Raw genomic sequence first — 16251 nt, 5'->3', positions numbered from 1 at the left:
TGGTAACCGATCCCGTACCGCTCGCCGTGAGCGAGCCGGTGCCGAACGGCGATCGACGAATGTTCTCGCCACTGTCGGTGACCCTGCTCACCGGTGAGCGGGACGCCGTACTCGTCGATCCACCCCTGACCAGGGCGCAGGCCGATGAGGTGGCGGCCTGGATCCGGACCAGCGGTAAGCGGCTGACCCACATCTTTGCCACGCACGGTCACGGCGACCACTGGTTCACCGCCGGGACGCTCGCCGAGCGGTTTGGCGCCCGGGTGGTCGCCTCCACCGGCACGATCGCCCAGATGCACCACAACGTGGCGATCCGGCCACACTTCTGGGACCGGCTGCTGCCCGGCCAACTTCCCGAGACCCCCGTCACGGCCACCACCCCGCCGGGTAACCGCTTCGCGCTGGAGGGTCACGATCTGCGCATCGTCGAGGTCGGCCACAGCGACACCGACGACACCAGCGTCCTGCACGTGCCCGACCTCGAACTGGTCGTCGCCGGTGACGTCATCTACAACGGCGTCCACCAGTTCCTGGTGGAGTCCAAGGAAGGCGGCCGCGACGCGTGGCGTACCGCCGTCAGCACCGTCGAGGCGCTGCGTCCCCGGCACATCGTCGCCGGCCACAAGAACCGGGACCTCGACGACAACGCGGGCCGCACCATCGCGGAGACCCGCGAATACCTGGACGTGGTCGACGAACTACTGCCGAAGCACCCAACCCCGCTCGACTTCTTCCACGACATGCTCGAGCGCTTCCCCACCCGGCTCAACCCCGGCGCCCTGTGGAACGGCGCCGTCGCCCTCTACTCCTAACCCCCCTTGGAAGGAAAGCACGGATGAACACGACGACCTACCCGGCCGACCGGGTCGAGACGCGGTACGTCACCACCGACAGCGCGACTTACGCCTACCGCCGCCAGGGCCCCCGAAGGGGCGTCCCGCTGGTTATGGTGCTGCGCTTCCGCGGCACGATTGATCACTGGGATCCGGCGCTGCTCGACGTCCTGGCGGCCGAGCGTGACGTCATCGTCTTCGACAACCGTGGCCTCGGCTACTCCACCGGTACCCCGGCCACCTCGGTCGAGGGCCTGGTCGACGGCGTCATCGACCTGGTCGACACGCTCGGTCTCCACGAGGTCGACCTGCTGGGCTGGTCGCTGGGCGGATACGTCGCCCTGGGCGTCGCGCTGCGCCGGCCGGAGCTGGTCCGGCGCCTCGTCGTCGCCGGGAGCGCGCCGGGCGGCCCGGTGCCGGCGATGCCCCGGATGAGCGAGCAGACGTGGCAGATCGCGACCAGGCCCGAGAACGTGGACGAGGATTTCCTCCACCTGTTCTTCCCTGCCGACGAGGCGGGCCGCGAAGCCGGGCTGGCCTCGCTGCGCCGCCTCGACGCCCGGCTCGGCGGGTCCGGTTCGACGCTGAAGCCGGAGGCGCTCGCCGCGCAGATCCAGGCGGCCACCACCTTCCCCGGCTACTGGGAGCGCCTCGGGGAACTCAGCCAGCCCATCCTGGTCGCCAACGGCGCGCACGACGTGATGATCGACGCCTGGGGCAGCTGGGCGATGTCGCAACGACTGCCCAACACGAAGCTGGTGATCTACGGCGACGCGGGGCACGGGTTCCTGTTCCAACACGCCGAAGACTTCGGCCGCGAGGTGCTGACGTTCCTGCGCTGACGAGACCCGACTCACGAGCACCGTGGAGGATCACAGCATGAGTACCGAGAGCAGCCCGGCCGGGCCGTCACTGATCGCCAGCGACGTGGTGCACGTGTCGCAGCCGGTCGCCGGTCACCTGCGCGTCGTGATCGACAACCCGCCAACCAACCTGTTCGACCCGACCGTCTTCGCCGGCCTGCACCTGCTGCGGGAGTACGTCGAGGCCCGGGGCGACGAGGTCCGGGTTGTCGTCTTCGAATCCGGCAACCCCGACTTCTTCATCGCTCACCTGGACTTCGCCACCATCAACCAGGTTCCGGAGATCCCCGGGGCGCACAACATCATCGCGCACTGGCCGGCGTTCAGCACCTGGCTCACCGGGGCCCCGGTGGTCAGCATCGCCAAGGTCCGGGGCCGGGCCCGCGGCATCGGCAACGAGTTCATCGCCGCCTGCGACATGCGGTTCGCCAGCCTCGAACGGGCTCTGCTCTGCCAGATCGAGGTCGGCTTCGGGGTCGTGCCCGGTGGCGGTGGGCTGGAGTGGCTGCCACGGCACGTCGGCCGGTCCCGGGCGCTGGAGATCGTACTGGGCGCCGACGACGTCGACGCCCGGACCGCCGAGCTGTACGGCCTGGTCAACCGGGCCCTGCCCGACGCGGAACTGGACGGTCACGTCGACACCCTCGCCCGACGTATCGCGAGCTTCCACCCGGCCGCGCTGCGCACCGTGAAGCAACTCGTCGACCGGCGGCAGCCGGTGCCGACCGAGGCCGAACTGCGGGAGAGTTTCACGGCGATCCTCCAGCTGACCTCGACCGACGCGGTGCAGGAGCGCCAGCGGCGGCTACGCGCCAGGGCCGGCGGCTCCCTCGCCTCCGCCGAACTCGACCTGCCCTCGCTGTACGGACCGGAGTGAACCGGCATGCCCGGCGGGTTGCTGACTGACGCAAACACGAGCCAGACGTACATTTGACTCATGAGAGACCTGCTCCAGGATCGAGACGCCTGGTCGATGGAGAACTGCTCGATCGCACGCGCGTTCGAGATCATCGGCACGCGGTCGGCGGTGCTCGTGCTCCGGGAGGCGTTTTTCGGCGCCCGGCGGTTCGACGACTTCGCCCGTCGGGTGGCCGTCGGCGAACCGGCGGTCGCCGCCCGGCTCAAGGAGTTGACCGCCGACGGACTGCTGGACCGGGTGCCCTACCAGGAGCCCGGCCAGCGCACGAGGTACGAGTACCGGCTCACCGAGAAGGGCCGAGCCCTGCTTCCCGTCATCACCGCGCTGCGGGACTGGGGCGACATCTGGGCGGCCGGGCCGGAGGGACCGCCGGTGCGGGCAGTCCATCGGGACTGCGCGACACCCGTCCGGGTACGGCTGGTCTGCGACAACGGCCACGACGTCCGGTCTGACGAGGTGGAGATCCAGGCCGGTCCAGGGCTGATCACCACCACCCGGCCGGCGTGACCGCGTGTCGCGGTCAGCGACGCCCTGCCAGCGGCGTCATCGGTGACCGGCACGGCTGAACCCGCCCGCACCGGGACCGGGGCCGTCGGGCAGCCTGCTGGTGTTGCCCGACGGCCCCGGAGTGGACCGGCCAAGGGACGGTTCAGCCGGTCGTACAGGCCGCGCCGTTGAGCGTGAACGTCGCCGGCCTCGGGTTGCTGCCGGTGTGGGAGCCGTTGAAGCCGAAACTGGTCGAGGCTCCCGGGGCCAGGGTGCCGTTGTAGGAGAGGTTGGTCGCGGTCACCGTCGTACCGGACTGGGCCACCGTGGCCGACCAGGCCTGGGTGACCCGCTGCCCGGCGGCGAAGCCGAAGGTGAGGGTCCAGCCGTCGATCGTGGTACTGCCGGTGTTGGTGATCGTGACGTTGCCGGTGAAGCCGCTGCTCCAGTCGGTGGTGGTGTAGCCGACCCGGCAGCCGCTGGTCGGGGTGGTCCCGGTGGTCACCGGGACCGGCGCCGAGGCCGCCGAGACGTTGCCGGCCGCGTCCACCGCGACCACGTAGAACTGGTACGTCGTACCGGCCGTCAACCCGGTCACCGGGTACGTCGTGGCGGTCACCGTGCCGAGCAGGGTGTCGGTGGCCCCGGCCTCCCGGTAGACCCGGTAGCCGGTGACCCCGACGTTGTCCGTGGACGCGGTCCAGCTCAGGGTCGCCCCGGTGGTGGTGACCGCCGAGGCGGTCAGCCCGGTCGGCGTACCCGGTGGGGTGGTGTCCCCGCCGCCGGCCGCCGCGGTGGTGACGGTGACCGGCGCGGAGGCGGCGGACCGGTTTCCGGCGCCGTCCCGGGCCAGCACGTGGAACTGGTAGCTGGTCGCCGGGGTCAGCCCGGTCACCGCGAGCGTCGCCGCGCTCGGCGAGCCGACCAGCACGTCGGTCGTGCCCGCCTCCCGGTAGACGTCGTAGCCGGCGAGCCCGCTGCCGCCGGTGTCGGTCGAGACCGCCCAGCTCAGGGTCAGCCCGGTGGCGGTCACCGCCGAGGCGGTCGGGGTGCCGGGCACGCTCGGCGCGACGGTGTCCGGGGTCGGCGGGGCGGGCTCGGCGCCCCAGACGAGGTCGTCGCCCTCCCAGAGCGCCAGCTTCGGGTTCGGTCCGGCGGTGGCCTGGTACGACGGGTCGTTCGTCGGGTCCCAGGTGCCACCCTCCGGTACGCCGATTGTGAACTGCACCTCCATCCGGTGTGCCGACTGCCCGGCCGGGGCGATGGTGTGGCCGGAGCAGTCGACCTCGACGTACCAGATGTCGCCGGCGTACTGGCGGGCGCTGGTCGGTGCCGGGCAGCCCTGGGTGTAGCCGCTGGTCACCTGGATCGCGCTGGTCCCCTCCGGACGGAAGTAGTACCGGAACCGGGAGTCGGTCAGCGCCCGGGCCGGGAACGCGGACTTGTTGTAGACGATCGCCTTGATCCCGGTGGACCGGGGCTCGTTCTGCATCACCGTGGTCTCGACGGTGATCTCGTCGATGTCCGGCGACTCCGGCTGCGGGAAGTTCGCCAGCGGGGTGCCGCCGTACTCGGTGTGGAGCCGGGCCAGCGCGGAGGTGAAGCCGGCGTTGTAGTCGGTGGCGACCTCGTTCATCACGTAGTCGCCCCGGCTGTCGGTGTACGCGTCGTTCGGCGCGGAGGGGCCGCCGACCAGTGCGCCGTACAACACGTGCCGGGTCGCCTCCGGCACCTGCTGGCTGTCCCACCAGGAGCCGTGCGCGGTGCGGTGGTGCGGGTTGCGCGGCGGATTGGTTCCGAAGCCGATCACGTAGCTGGAGTTGCGCGGGTTGTCGCCGAGCGCGTAGGTGATCTGCCGGACCGCGAAGTCGTGGTAGCGGGCCTTGCGGGTGGTGTCGGTGGTCCGGTCGCTGTAGACCAGTGCGGCGAACGCGGTGTTGGCGGCGTAGCGCAGCGCGCCCCAGGTGTCCAGGACCGCCATTCCGCCGGGTGAGGTACGCACCTTCTCCCCGTTCACCCCGACGGTCCACCAGTCGAGCCAGCGGTTGGCGTCGTCGACGTACTTCTGCTTGCCGGTCAGGTTGGCCAGCAGCACGTACGCGCCGAACTGCTTGTTGTCCCAGGCGACCGTCCACTTGTACATCCGGGTGCTGGACTGCGGTTCGGTGCCGAGCCGGTCGTACTCGGTCTCGGCCTTGGTCAGGTAGCTCGCCTCGCCGGTGGCCCGGTACAGCCAGATCGCGCCCCAGACGAGTTCGTCCTGGTAGCCGCTCCAGGACCGGTAGAAGTTCGTCACGTCGGTGATGCACTCGTGGTAGGCCCGCCGCACGGTGTCGGCGAAGGTGTAGAGCTGGCGGGCGTGCCGGACCAGGGTGTCCGCGTAGGTCGGGTCGGTGGGTCGGAAGACCATCGAGGAGGCGGCCATCGCGGCGGCCGTCTCACCGGCCAGGTCCGCGCCGCCACAGCTGGCGTCGATCTTGTACGCCGGCCGCGCCATCGGCAGCACCTCGGCCGGTCCCCACCACTTGTGGTCGTCGTCGCCCTTGCCGACCTGTCCGTAGAGTACGGCGGCGGACGGGTGGGCCCGGATGAAGTAGTCGTTGACGAAGCGCAGGTTGTTGAGCAGGTGCGGCAACTGTCCGGAGTCGGCGTACCCGGACCGGTACTCGACCGCGCCCCAGGCGAGCATGGTGGTGCTGAACGCCATCGGGAAGCCGAACTTGACGTGGTCGCCGGCGTCGTACCAGCCGCCGGTGAGGTCCACTCCGACGTCGGCGCCGTCGGTCAGCGCGGAGTCGCCGCGCCAGGAGACCCGGTTCCAGTCGGGCAGCCGGCCGGACTGCTGCGCCTCGTAGAAGAGCAGCGACTTCTGCAGTGCCTCGGCGTAGTTGAAGTCCGCTGGCGCGGCGGTGGTGCCGACACTCCCGGTGCCGCTGATCCCGGTGGATGCCGGGGCGGCGAGGCCGGTCTGCGGGGCGGCGAGCAGCAGCCCGACGGCGGTCAGGACAGCCGTGATCCGGGTCGCGGTCCGCTCGTACCAGCGGCCGGGCCGTTGGCCCCGGTCGGGGCGCTGCCGGCCGTCCGGTCGCTGCCGGCCGTCGAGCCGGTGCCGGACCTTCGGCCTCGGGCGTGGACCGGGCCGGGGACGTTGCCCGTTCGGCCGGGCTGGGGCGATGCGGTCGCGCACTAGAATCGCTCCTGTCCGTGGAGCCGCGCGCGGCGACGCGTAGCGGAGGACACCAGGGGCGGATGTGGGCGCATCCGCCCCTTCCGCTGTGCGGTGCACGACGCGGGGTGCTGGTGGTGGGGCGTTCGGTCGAGCCGGTGGGTGTGCCGTCCGGTCCTGGGGGTCATCGGGCCTAGTCGGAGCGCCGGGAGCGCTCCCATGGATAGCCAACAATGTAACCGCGCCATTGCCGGTTTGTGAAGGACCAAACCGGTGAGCCCAGCCCCCCGACCGGATCGACAGGGCGATTGCGGAAGTCCCTCAGGAAAGCCCTTTCCCATTCTTTGACACTCGCCACAAAATCCATGATCCCCAATACACACCGCACGTCCGCCCAGGTCGTCGACGATCAACAGCCGCGGACGGCGTGAATCATCGAACCAACCGGCGGACCGGGCGTTCCGGTATACGGGCGTACGGTTGCCGCCGCTGTCCGGGACGGGGGACAGTACGCCCAGATCAGCGGTGCCATCGTCGCCGCCGCGCAGCTCACCGCGGCCCTGCCGGGGCGCCGTCCAGCCAGTGCGACGCACCCGGTGACCGCTCGCCACCCACGGTCCGCCCACCCGCGGCCCTCCCGGGGTGCGCCACCGTGCACGGCCCTCCGGAACGCCGTGCACCGTGCCCGCCCCCCACCGCGTCCGACCGGACCGTGCCCTGACCAGCCCGGGTCCGGTCCGAGTCCGGTCCGTTCCAGACGGATGGATGGACGGACGGGTGTACGGGACGGTCGGACGGTCGCGGGGGTGGCCACCGGAACCGCGCCGGCCACCGCGCCGGCGACCGACCTGAGGAGACAGCGATGGCACTGCGCCTTGCCGACGGCACCGCCTGGCGGGAGATCCTCGCCCGAGCGGTCGAGGCGACCCCGGAAGCGTTCGACCCCGGCCGTCCCGACAGCACCACGACGCTACGGAACCTGATCGAGGGGGCCTGGCGGTCGGTCGGCGCCCCGAGCGCCGTCCGGACCCCGGTCGACAACACCGTACTGGTGAACCTGCCCCGACTCGACGCCGACTCGGCTCGGGCCGCCGTCCGGTACGCCTCCGCCGAACACCGCGACTGGGCCGACACCCCGCTCGCCGAGCGGAAGGTCCGGGTGGTCGCCGCGCTCGACGAACTGACCCTGCACCGTGACCTGCTCGCCCTGCTGCTGGTCTGGGAGATCGGCAAGCCGTGGCGGTTGGCCTGTGCCGACGTCGACCGGGCCCTGGACGGGGTCCGCTGGTACGTCGAGGAGATCGACCGGATGCTCGCCGACGGCCGCGAACCGCTGTCCGGCCCGGTCAGCAACATCGCCAGCTGGAACTACCCGATGAGCGTGCTGGTCCACGCCGAACTCGTGCAACTGCTCGCCGGCAACGCGGTGCTCGCCAAGACGCCGTCCCAGGGCGGAGCGGTCTGCCTCACCGTCGCGCACGCCCTGATGCGCCGCGCCGGGCTGCCCGCCACCCTGCTCTCCGGCAGCGGCGAGGAACTCTCCGAGGTGCTGGTCCGGGCCCCGGAGATCGGCGCGGTCGCCTTTGTCGGCGGCCGGTCCAACGGCGGCAAGGTCGCCGCCGCGCTGCTCGACACCGACAAGCGGCACATGATCGAGCAGGAGGGACTGAACGCCTGGGGCATCTGGGACTTCTCCCAGTGGGACAGCCTCGCCACGCACCTGAAGAAGGGCTTCGAGTACGGCAAGCAGCGCTGCACCGCGTACCCCCGGTTCGTGGTCCAGCGGGACCTGGTCGACGAGTTCCTCGACATGTACCTGCCGGTGGTCCGCTCGGTACGGTTCGGCCACCCGCTCGCCGTCGACGAGGGCTGGGCCGACGGCGACCCGCTGCCGGAGCTCGACTTCGGACCGTTGATCAGCGGCGCCAAGGCCGACGAGCTGCGCCGCAAGGTGGACGAGGCGGTCCGGGGCGGCGCCGTCCCGCTCTACCGGGGCAAGCTCGACGGCGCGCCGTTCCTTTCCGGGCAGGACACCTCGGCGTACGTGGCGCCGGCAGTGCTGCTCGCCCCACCCGGCCGGTCCCGGCTGATGCACGCCGAACCCTTCGGCCCGGTGGACACCATCGTCGTGGTGGACACCCCCGACGAGTTGCTGGCCGCGATGAACGCCTCCAACGGCGCCCTGGTGGCCAGCCTCGCCTGCGACGACGAGGACGAGGCGGCGAAGCTCGCCGTCGACCTGCAGGCGTTCAAGGTCGGCATCAACCGGCCACGGTCCCGGGGCGACCGGGAGGAGCCGTTCGGCGGCCGGGGCGCCTCCTGGAAGGGTGCCTTCGTCGGCGGTGACCTGCTGGTGCAGGCGGTCACCGTCGGCTCCGGAACGACCCAGCGGCTGTATGGCAACTTCCCGGACTACAGCAGCTACCCGACGACCTGACCCGGTGGGGCCCTTCCGGACGTCCCGCCGGAAGGGCCCCACGGGTTCCGCCCGCTCGGGCTGCTGGCGGTCCGGTCGGCGAACCGGGACCGGACCGCTGTCTCTGCGGCCCGCGGCCCACCAGGCCCGCGCCGCCGCCTCCGCTCCGGTCGGCGAACCGGGACCGGAGCGCTGTCTCAGGCCCGCGGCGCCTCGACGCTGGCGGGAGGCCGGTCGCCCTGTGCCGGAACCACCGGCGGCGGACCCGCCGGTCCCGCACCGGCCCGCTCGGTCAGCGGCACGGTCAGGGTCAGCAGGTTGCCGTCCCGTTCCACCGCGCCCGGCCGGTAGAGCCGGTCCAGCAGCCGCAGCATCCCCACGTTGTCCGCCAAGGTGTACGCCGACAGCGCGAGGTAACCCGCCCGGTGGGCGTACGCGACGAGCCGACGCAGCAGCGTGCCACCGATGCCACGTCGCTGCCAGCCGTCCTCGACCAGCAGGGCCACCTGGGCGACCGGCCCCTCGGCCACCAGGTTCGCCATCGCCACCACCCGCTCCGACAGCCCGTTCGGCTCCCGTCCCGGCGGCTCGGGAAGACCCGGCGTGCCGGCCGTCCCGTCGGTCGTCGCCAGCAGCGTCACCCCCCGGTGCGGGGCGAGCAGCCGCGCGAGGCGGGCGGCCGACGGGCGGATCGCCGCCGCCGGGTAGCGACGTTGCAGGGTGCGCGCCGAGCAACGGACGTGCATCGCCCGTACCGCCGGTAGGTCGTCGGGCAACGCCGGACGGACCAGGAGTTCGGTGCCCTCCGACAGGACCAGGGTGACCTGTTCGACGCTGCGGCGCAGCACCGTACCGGCCAGTTCCAGCAGCGCCTGGGCGCGGGCGAACTCGGCCGGGGTGAAGCTCGGCGCGGAGCGGACCAGCTCGAACACCCCACCGTCCGGGTCCGGCAGCCGCATGCTGCCCCGGTCGTATCCGGGACCGTTGAGGGCCGGCATCGGCCGCCAGCTCACCGTGTCGGCGTTGAGCAGGGCCCGCAACGTCTCCCCCAGCGCGTCCGGGTCGTGGACCAGCCGGGTCGCCAGGCCGAGCGCCCGGGTCGGCTGGTCGGCCAGGCCCTGCGCCTCGCTGCGCGCCACCCAGCAGTCCCGGCCACGTCCCTTCTCCACCGCCGCGACCAGGTCGTCCGCGGTCAGTTCGGCAGGCGCGTCGACCAGGAAGTCGTCCACCGCGCCGGCCTCGGTGGTGTGCACCTGGACGGTGAGGATGTTGACCCCGCGCAGCGCCAGACTCGCGGTGAGCACGGAGAGAAAACCAGGCCGGTCGGCCACCGTCGCCCTGATCCGCCACAGCGTCATGTCGGCTCCTTCCCGGTTCCAGCCTGCCTGCGGACTGTTACCCGGCTGTTGCCGAACCGGCCGTGGCGGCCGTGGTCCCGGTCACCACCGCCGCCATCGTCGGGTCCGACACGGGTGGTGCGCTGACCAGGTCGAGCCGGTCGCCCAGAATCGTCGCGGCGGCCCGGACCAGCTGTGCGATCCGATCCACCTCGGTGACGTGGAAGCCGGCCGCCGAGAGGCCGTCGCCGTCCACCCGGGCGAGCATCAGCACCAGCCCGGCCCGGCCGAACGGCGCGACCGCGTAGTGGGTGCCGGCCGGCCCGTTCAGCGCCCGGGCGCGCAGCGGGGTCACCTCCGGCAGTACCAGCGGGGTGGGCGAACGCCAGCTCGCGTACGCCACGGCGGGCGAGCCGCCAGCGCCGCGCAGCGCCCCGGAACCCGAGGCGCTCCGGGCCGCCCAGTCCGCCGGCACCACCGCGGCGGCGGCCCAGTCGGCGGCAAGCAGCCCCGGGACCGCGTCGACCAGGGTGCCGAGCCCGTCCCCCGGGTTCGCCGCGATCTGGGCCAGCAGTTCGGCGTCCTGTCCGCCACCGTTCGGCGCGCCGATCGCCCGCCACATGCCGTTGACCCGTACGCCCGGGATGGCGGCGAGTCCGGCGGAGAGCCGGTCCACCCGGGCCACCCCCGGCCACACCACGGTGAAGTCGTCGACGGCGCGTCCGCCGAGCCGTTCCAGGACCACCACCTGGACGATGTCGGCACCCGCGACGCCCAGCGTACGGGCGACCTGGCCGAGCGTCCCAGGTCGATCCGGCAGGGTTACCCGCACCCTCAGCAGCATGTCCGTCCCCTCCGTCGGCGGACCGGCGCGCGTCACCGCCGGTGCGGATACCAGGCTGCCCGATGACCATTTCGCCCCTGTTGCCGAAGCATGTCCCGACCGCAACAACCCGTGTTCGGCAGGAGGACACGCAGTACTGGCCCTGTCCGGGAAACCGGACGACGCCGGACAACCGGTCCCGATCCGCAGGGTTTGACCGGGCGGCGGAGTGCCCTCCACCGAACCCTTTCCCGCTCCCCGTGCGGTCCGTCGTGGCCGCGGGCGGAAGTCTGGGCGCATGCGTTGCGCGATTCAGGTGGAAAAGGTTCACTGGCCGGATGACCGATCCCCCGGCCGGTGCCGTCGGTTCGGCGTCACCTGCCGGGTCGCCGTCCGGGCTCGACCTCGACCGGCTCACCGGGTACCTCGGCACGCACCGGCCCGACCTGCTGGGCGGTCCGCTCCGGGCCGAACTGTTTCCAGGCGGCCGGGCTCGCCGACGGACTCGGGCCGGGCGCCGGCTTCCCGACCGGGGCCGAGCTGATCAACCGGTACGCCGCCCGCAGCGACGTCGACGTCGGTCCCCTGGACTGGCACATTGCGCTGGGCTGCTTCAAGCTCGCCGCTACCGGCACACCACCACCCTGTGCCCTGGCACCCTGCACCCTGGGGCGGACCGTCGGCACCGGCTTCGACCGGATCGGCGCCCTGGTCGCCCCGCTGGTCGCGCACGGCCTGGCCGCGCTGGGCGCCGGCCCGGACGGACCCTGATCCCCGCGTCGGCTCCCGGGCGCCCAGGGGCACGGTACGGGTCAGGCCGAGGTGCGGTGCACCAGGTGGGTGTCGAGCAGGACGTACGGCGCCTCCCGCTCCTCGTGACGGATCCGGGAGACGAGCAGCCGGGCCATCTGCCGGCCCATCTCCTCCATCGGCTGGAAGACCGTGGTGAGCGGTGGTTCGGTCTGCCGGGCGATCGGGGCGTCCTCGAAGCCCACCACCGCCACGTCCTCGGGGACCCGACGGCCCGCCTCGCGCAGCGCCCGCAGCGCCCCGCACGCCATCAGGTCCGAGGCGACAAAAACCGCGTCGAGGTCGGGGCAGCTGTCCAGCAGCCGGCGCATCGCCGCCGCGCCGCTGCTCTCGCTGAAGTCGCCGTACGCGATCAACGCGTCGTTGACCAGCGCGCCGCTGTCCCGCACCGCCTCCCGGTAGCCGGTCAGCCGGGCGACGCCCACCCCCATGTCCTGTGGGCCGGCGATGGTCGCCACCCGCCGGCGTCCCTTCCGCAGCAGGTACTCCACCGCGAGCCGGGCCCCGCCGGCGTTGTCCACGTCGACGAAGTAGGCGCCGTCCGGGTCGGCCAGCATCCGGGCCGGCCGGCCGCCGAGCACGGTCGGCAGCCCGCGCTGTTCGAGCAGGGTGGGCAGCGGGTCGGCGTCGTGCAGGGAGAGCAGCAGTACGCCGTCCACATGCTGGTTGGTCAGGTGGTGCTCCACCCGTTCCCGCTCGGCCGGTGACTGGGCCATCGCCAGCCACAGCTGCATCGGGGTCTCCAGCAGGGCCGAGCTGATGCCCCGCACTATCCCGGCGAAGAACGGCTCACCGAAGACCCGTTCCTCCGATTCGGACACCACCAGGGCCACCGAGTCGGTCCGTTGCGTCACCAGTGCCCGGGCCGCCCGGTTCGGGACGTAACCCAGCTCGGCGATCGCCCGTTGCACGGCGGCCCGGGCCTCCGGACTCACCTGCGGCGAGCCGTTGACGACGCGCGACACCGTGCCCCGTCCCACACCCGCGCGGGCGGCGACCGCGTCCAGGGTTGGCCGCCCGAGCGAGCGGGTGCGCTGCGTTGTCATCGTCTGCTCCTCCGACGTCGGGCGGCCGGCACCGACCTGGTACGGGCCGGTGCCGGGCACTCCCAATACTGGCTGACCACGCCTATTGAACCCGCTTCGGCCAGGACGGCGCGTCGTCCGCGCCGATCCTCACCCGGCGGCCCGGACGGGCCGCGCGGTAGGGCCGAAGATGGTTCATTGTGCGGCCAATCCGTTCCGTCGGATCACCTCGGCGTACCACTTGGCGCTCGACTTGGGAATCCGCAGCTGGCTGTCGTAGTCGACGTAGACCATGCCGAAGCGCTTCGTGTAGCCCCACGCCCACTCGAAGTTGTCCATCAGGGACCAGGCGAAGTAGCCGCGCAGCGGCACGCCGGAGCTGATCGCCGCGTGGCAGGCCCGCAGGTGGGCGTCGAAGTACGCCAGCCGGTCGCTGTCGTCGACCTCGCCGTCGACCACCTCGTCCACGAAGGCGGACCCGTTCTCGGTGATGTACAGCGGCAGCTCCGGGTAGTCCCGGTGGACCTGCTGGAGGATCTCGACCAGCCCCGGCGCGTCGATCTCCCAGTTCATGTCGGTGACCGGCACGCCCCGGGTGACGAACCGGACCTGCTCGCTGCCCGGCCAGCAGGACTGCGCCCGCCAGTACGGCTCGGGCTCGACCCCCTCGACCGGGCCGGCGACCACGTGCCGGCTGTAGTAGTTGATGCCGAGGAACGAGTTCGGGGTGCTGATCACCTCGAGGTCGCCCTCGTGGACGTGGTCGAAGTCGGTGACCTCGGCCATGTCCGCCACCACGTCGGCCGGGTAGCTGCCGCGCAGGATCGGGTCCAGAAAGAACCGGTTGGCCAGCCCGTCGATCCGGCGGGCCGCGTCGACGTCGCCGGCCGAGTCGGTCTGCGGAGAGACCGCGTAGAGGTTCAGCGTCACTCCGACCTGGTGGTCGGGGGCGGCCGCGCGCAGCGCCTGGGTGGCGAGGCCGTGCCCGAGCATCAGGTGGTGGGCCGCCCGGACCGCCGCCGGTCCCTCGGTACGCCCGGGCGCGTGCACCCCGGAGCCGTAGCCGAGGAACGCCGAGCACCAGGGCTCGTTGAGGGTGATCCAGTGCCGGACCCGGTCGCCGAGGGCGGCGTGGGTCAGCTCGGCGTACTCGGCGAACCGGTGGGCGGTGTCCCGGACCGGCCAGCCGCCGGCGTCCTCGAGCGCCTGGGGCAGGTCCCAGTGGTAGAGGGTCACCCACGGCTCGATGCCGTGTTCCAGCAGCTCGTCGACGAGCGAGCGGTAGAAGTCGAGGCCGGCCTGGTTGGCCGGGCCCGACCCGTCGGGCTGGATCCGGGGCCAGGCCACCGAGAGCCGGTACGCCTTCAGGCCCAGCTCGGCCATCATCTTCACGTCGTCCGGGTACCGGTGGTAGTGGTCGCAGGCGACGTCGCCGGTGTGGCCGTGCAGGACCCGGCCGGGGGTGTGACTGAAGGTGTCCCAGATGGAGGCGGTACGACCGCCCTCGTGCACCCCGCCCTCGATCTGGTACGAGGCGGTCGCGGCTCCCCAGAGGAAGCCGGGCGGGAAGCTCAACCCCCGGTCCTCCAGAAGGAGCTGGGCGGACTGGGGGTTCGCGGAGTTGCTCACGACTTGACGGCGCCTTCCATGATGCCGCCGATGATCTGGCGGCCGAACAGAATGAACACGATCAGCAGCGGCAGGGTGGCCAGCGCGGTACCGGCGAACAGCGCCGTGTAGTCCGTCTGGTACAGCCCCGACGAGAGGATCTTGAGGGAGTACTGCACGGTGGGCGTGTCGGGGGTGAGCACGACGAACGGCCAGAGGAACTCGTTCCAGGTCTGCATGAAGGTCAGCAGCCCGAGGATCGCGGCCGCCGGACGCAGCGCCGGCAGCACCACGTTCCAGTAGATCCGCCAGGTCGAACAGCCGTCGAGCCGGGCCGCCTCGATCAGCTCGTCGCTGATCGCGGAGAGCGCGTACTGGCGCATCATGAACACGCCGAAGCCCTGCACCAGGAACGGCACGATGACCGCCTGCAGGGTGCCCGTCCAGCCCAGCTCCACCATCATCAGGTACAGCGGGATGATGCCGAGCTGGGTGGGGACCATCATGGTCAGGATGATCACCAGTAGCAGGGCGTTACGGCCCCTGAACCTCAGCTTGGCGAAGGCGAAGCCGGCCAGGCTGGAGAAGAAGATCACCGAGATGGTGACGACCGTGGAGACCACGAACGAGTTGGCCAGGCCGTAGAGGAACGCGGCGTCGTCGTTGGCCAACATCCGGCTCACGTTGTCGCCGAACTTGTCACCCGGCAGTGGCGGCATCTCGTAGACGCCGCTGTTGTCCTTCGAGGCGATCAGGAACGACCAGATGATCGGAAAGATCGACAGCACGCTGCCGAGGATCAGCGCGAGGTAGGTCAGCGGACTGGCCTGCCACAGCTGCGCCCCGGGCATGCCGCCACGACGGCGCCGCGGCTTCGGGGTCGGCGCGTCGGCCAGCGGGCGGGGAAGCGTCTGGAGGGTACTCACTTCGTCTCCCCCTTGACCGAGCGGCGGACCAGTGCGAAATTGATCAGCGCGAAGATGATGATCATAAGGAACATCAGCCAGGACATGGCCGCGCCGACGCCGTACTCGAAGTTGTTGGTGAAGGTGCGTTCGTAGATGTACATCGCCAGGGTCTGGAACTGGTGGTCGGCGCCGCCGCGCACCATGCCGTAGCCGTACATCAGGGGCTCGGTGAAGAGCTGCAGGCCACCGATCGTCGAGATGATGATCGTGAAGATGATGGTCGGCCGGATCAGCGGTACGGTGATCCGCCAGAACTGTCCCCAGGCCGAGGCGCCGTCGAGCGAGGCCGACTCGTAGAGGTCCTTCGGGATCGCCTGCATCGCGCCGAGGTAGATCAGCGCGTTGTAGCCGGTCCACCGCCAGTCCACCATGAACGCCACCGCGATCCACGACGCGAAGCGGTTGTCCCGCCAGGCGATCGGGTCGACGCCGATCCCGCCGAGCAGCCAGTTCACCAGCCCGTAGCGGTCGGCGAAGATCAGCCCGAAGATGATGCCCACCGCGGCGACCGAGGTGATGTTCGGGATGACGATGCCCATCCGCAGCAGTGTCCGGCCCCGCATCTGCCGGTTGAGCAGGTTCGCGATGACCAGCGCCAGGATCAGCTGCGGCACCGTACTGACCACGAACATGCCGACGGTGTTGTACACCGCGTTCCAGAACTGGGAGTCGGCCAGCACGAAGCGGTAGTTCTCCAGGCCGGCGTACTCCTTGGTGCCGCTGAGCAGGTCGTAGTCGAAGAGCGAGACGTAGACCGTGTAGAGCACCGGGAACAGGCCGAAGACCCCGAAGAGCACGAAGAACGGCGCGATGTAGAGGTAGGGCGAGTACTTGATGTCCCACCGGCCCAGGCGGAACGACCGCTGGCGGCGTTCGGGGCGGGTCGGGGCGGGGGCGGCATGCCGCGGCGGGCGCGTGCCGACAGCAGAACTCATTGCAGGTCCTTCCGGGGAGGTGGACGGCGGTGACCCGGCGGCGCCCACACCCGGGCGGGGTG

At 71.4% G+C, this 16251-nt stretch carries 12 protein-coding genes and 1 pseudogene; 6 read left to right on the top strand and 7 right to left on the bottom strand.

The window, feature by feature from the left end:
* Window positions 1–59 precede the first annotated feature (59 nt).
* From ABGB21_RS31180 to ABGB21_RS31165, 4 genes are read left to right on the top strand one after another with little or no spacing between them, the layout of a single operon-like run.
* The gene (locus tag ABGB21_RS31180; RefSeq protein WP_347680805.1) at window positions 60–812 is read left to right on the top strand and encodes an MBL fold metallo-hydrolase; all 753 of its coding nucleotides are present in this window, start codon (window positions 60–62) and stop codon (window positions 810–812) included.
* Between the two features lie 23 nt (window positions 813–835).
* Window positions 836–1675 carry an alpha/beta hydrolase gene (locus ABGB21_RS31175; protein WP_347680803.1) on the top strand — a complete coding sequence of 280 codons (840 nt, stop codon included), beginning with the start codon at window positions 836–838 and terminating at the stop codon, window positions 1673–1675.
* A 37-nt stretch (window positions 1676–1712) separates the two neighbouring features.
* Entirely contained in the window at window positions 1713–2573 is an 861-nt protein-coding gene (locus ABGB21_RS31170; RefSeq protein WP_347680801.1) for an enoyl-CoA hydratase/isomerase family protein, read from the top strand.
* A 60-nt stretch (window positions 2574–2633) separates the two neighbouring features.
* Window positions 2634–3122, top strand: coding sequence for a helix-turn-helix domain-containing protein (locus tag ABGB21_RS31165; protein WP_347680799.1), 489 nt, complete (start codon window positions 2634–2636; stop codon window positions 3120–3122).
* 142 nt (window positions 3123–3264) lie between these two features.
* Here the strand turns inward: ABGB21_RS31165 and ABGB21_RS31160 are convergent, their stop codons facing one another.
* Window positions 3265–6039, bottom strand: a complete 2775-nt coding sequence (locus ABGB21_RS31160) for a glycoside hydrolase family 9 protein (RefSeq protein ID WP_347680855.1) — start codon at window positions 6037–6039, stop codon at window positions 3265–3267.
* A 1090-nt stretch (window positions 6040–7129) separates the two neighbouring features.
* Here ABGB21_RS31160 and ABGB21_RS31155 point away from each other — a divergent pair.
* Entirely contained in the window at window positions 7130–8704 is a 1575-nt protein-coding gene (locus ABGB21_RS31155; protein WP_347656865.1) for an aldehyde dehydrogenase family protein, read from the top strand.
* 176 nt (window positions 8705–8880) lie between these two features.
* Here ABGB21_RS31155 and ABGB21_RS31150 read toward each other — a convergent pair whose 3' ends face one another.
* Both ABGB21_RS31150 and ABGB21_RS31145 read right to left on the bottom strand, forming a co-directional pair.
* Window positions 8881–10041, bottom strand: a complete 1161-nt coding sequence (locus tag ABGB21_RS31150; protein WP_347656866.1) for a GNAT family N-acetyltransferase — start codon at window positions 10039–10041, stop codon at window positions 8881–8883.
* A gap of 37 nt (window positions 10042–10078) precedes the next feature.
* Window positions 10079–10864, bottom strand: a complete 786-nt coding sequence (locus tag ABGB21_RS31145; RefSeq protein WP_347656867.1) for an amino acid-binding protein — start codon at window positions 10862–10864, stop codon at window positions 10079–10081.
* Window positions 10865–11335: 471 nt separating this feature from the next.
* On the opposite strand from ABGB21_RS31145, the pseudogene ABGB21_RS31140 reads away from it, so the two are divergent.
* A pseudogene (locus tag ABGB21_RS31140) lies at window positions 11336–11614 on the top strand (hypothetical protein); the annotation flags it as partial.
* A 41-nt stretch (window positions 11615–11655) separates the two neighbouring features.
* Here ABGB21_RS31140 and ABGB21_RS31135 read toward each other — a convergent pair.
* The 4 genes from ABGB21_RS31135 to ABGB21_RS31120 all read right to left on the bottom strand — a co-directional run bounded on the left by ABGB21_RS31135 (window position 11656) and on the right by ABGB21_RS31120 (window position 16189).
* A complete protein-coding gene (locus tag ABGB21_RS31135) occupies window positions 11656–12699 on the bottom strand; it encodes a LacI family DNA-binding transcriptional regulator (RefSeq protein ID WP_347656868.1) in 1044 nt (347 codons plus the stop codon).
* 174 nt (window positions 12700–12873) lie between these two features.
* On the bottom strand, window positions 12874–14307 hold the full coding sequence (locus ABGB21_RS31130) for a GH1 family beta-glucosidase (RefSeq protein WP_347656869.1): 1434 nt from the start codon (window positions 14305–14307) through the stop codon (window positions 12874–12876).
* Entirely contained in the window at window positions 14304–15137 is an 834-nt protein-coding gene (locus ABGB21_RS31125; protein ID WP_347656874.1) for a carbohydrate ABC transporter permease, read from the bottom strand. The genes ABGB21_RS31130 and ABGB21_RS31125 overlap by 4 nt, the downstream gene beginning before the upstream one ends.
* 71 nt (window positions 15138–15208) lie before the next feature.
* Window positions 15209–16189: a sugar ABC transporter permease gene (locus ABGB21_RS31120; protein WP_347656870.1), complete on the bottom strand. Its 981-nt coding sequence runs from the start codon at window positions 16187–16189 to the stop codon at window positions 15209–15211.
* Window positions 16190–16251 lie beyond the last annotated feature (62 nt).

This window comes from Plantactinospora sp. B24E8, assembly GCF_039871735.1.
Lineage (GTDB): Bacteria > Actinomycetota > Actinomycetes > Mycobacteriales > Micromonosporaceae > Plantactinospora.
Note: the sequence above shows the minus strand (reverse complement) of the source record. Positions and strands in the feature narration are given on the sequence as shown.

What these genes read in the sequence shown, in the direction of transcription:
- ABGB21_RS31180 (WP_347680805.1), top strand. Translation starts at nt 60, where the DNA reads ATGTTCTCGCCACTGTCGGTGACCCTGCTCACCGGTGAGCGGGACGCC.
- ABGB21_RS31175 (WP_347680803.1), top strand. Translation starts at nt 836, where the DNA reads ATGAACACGACGACCTACCCGGCCGACCGGGTCGAGACGCGGTACGTC.
- ABGB21_RS31170 (WP_347680801.1), top strand. Translation starts at nt 1,713, where the DNA reads ATGAGTACCGAGAGCAGCCCGGCCGGGCCGTCACTGATCGCCAGCGAC.
- ABGB21_RS31165 (WP_347680799.1), top strand. Translation starts at nt 2,634, where the DNA reads ATGAGAGACCTGCTCCAGGATCGAGACGCCTGGTCGATGGAGAACTGC.
- ABGB21_RS31155 (WP_347656865.1), top strand. Translation starts at nt 7,130, where the DNA reads ATGGCACTGCGCCTTGCCGACGGCACCGCCTGGCGGGAGATCCTCGCC.
- ABGB21_RS31150 (WP_347656866.1), bottom strand. Translation starts at nt 10,041, where the DNA reads ATGACGCTGTGGCGGATCAGGGCGACGGTGGCCGACCGGCCTGGTTTT.
- ABGB21_RS31145 (WP_347656867.1), bottom strand. Translation starts at nt 10,864, where the DNA reads ATGCTGCTGAGGGTGCGGGTAACCCTGCCGGATCGACCTGGGACGCTC.
- ABGB21_RS31135 (WP_347656868.1), bottom strand. Translation starts at nt 12,699, where the DNA reads ATGACAACGCAGCGCACCCGCTCGCTCGGGCGGCCAACCCTGGACGCG.
- ABGB21_RS31125 (WP_347656874.1), bottom strand. Translation starts at nt 15,137, where the DNA reads ATGCCCGGGGCGCAGCTGTGGCAGGCCAGTCCGCTGACCTACCTCGCG.
- ABGB21_RS31120 (WP_347656870.1), bottom strand. Translation starts at nt 16,189, where the DNA reads ATGAGTTCTGCTGTCGGCACGCGCCCGCCGCGGCATGCCGCCCCCGCC.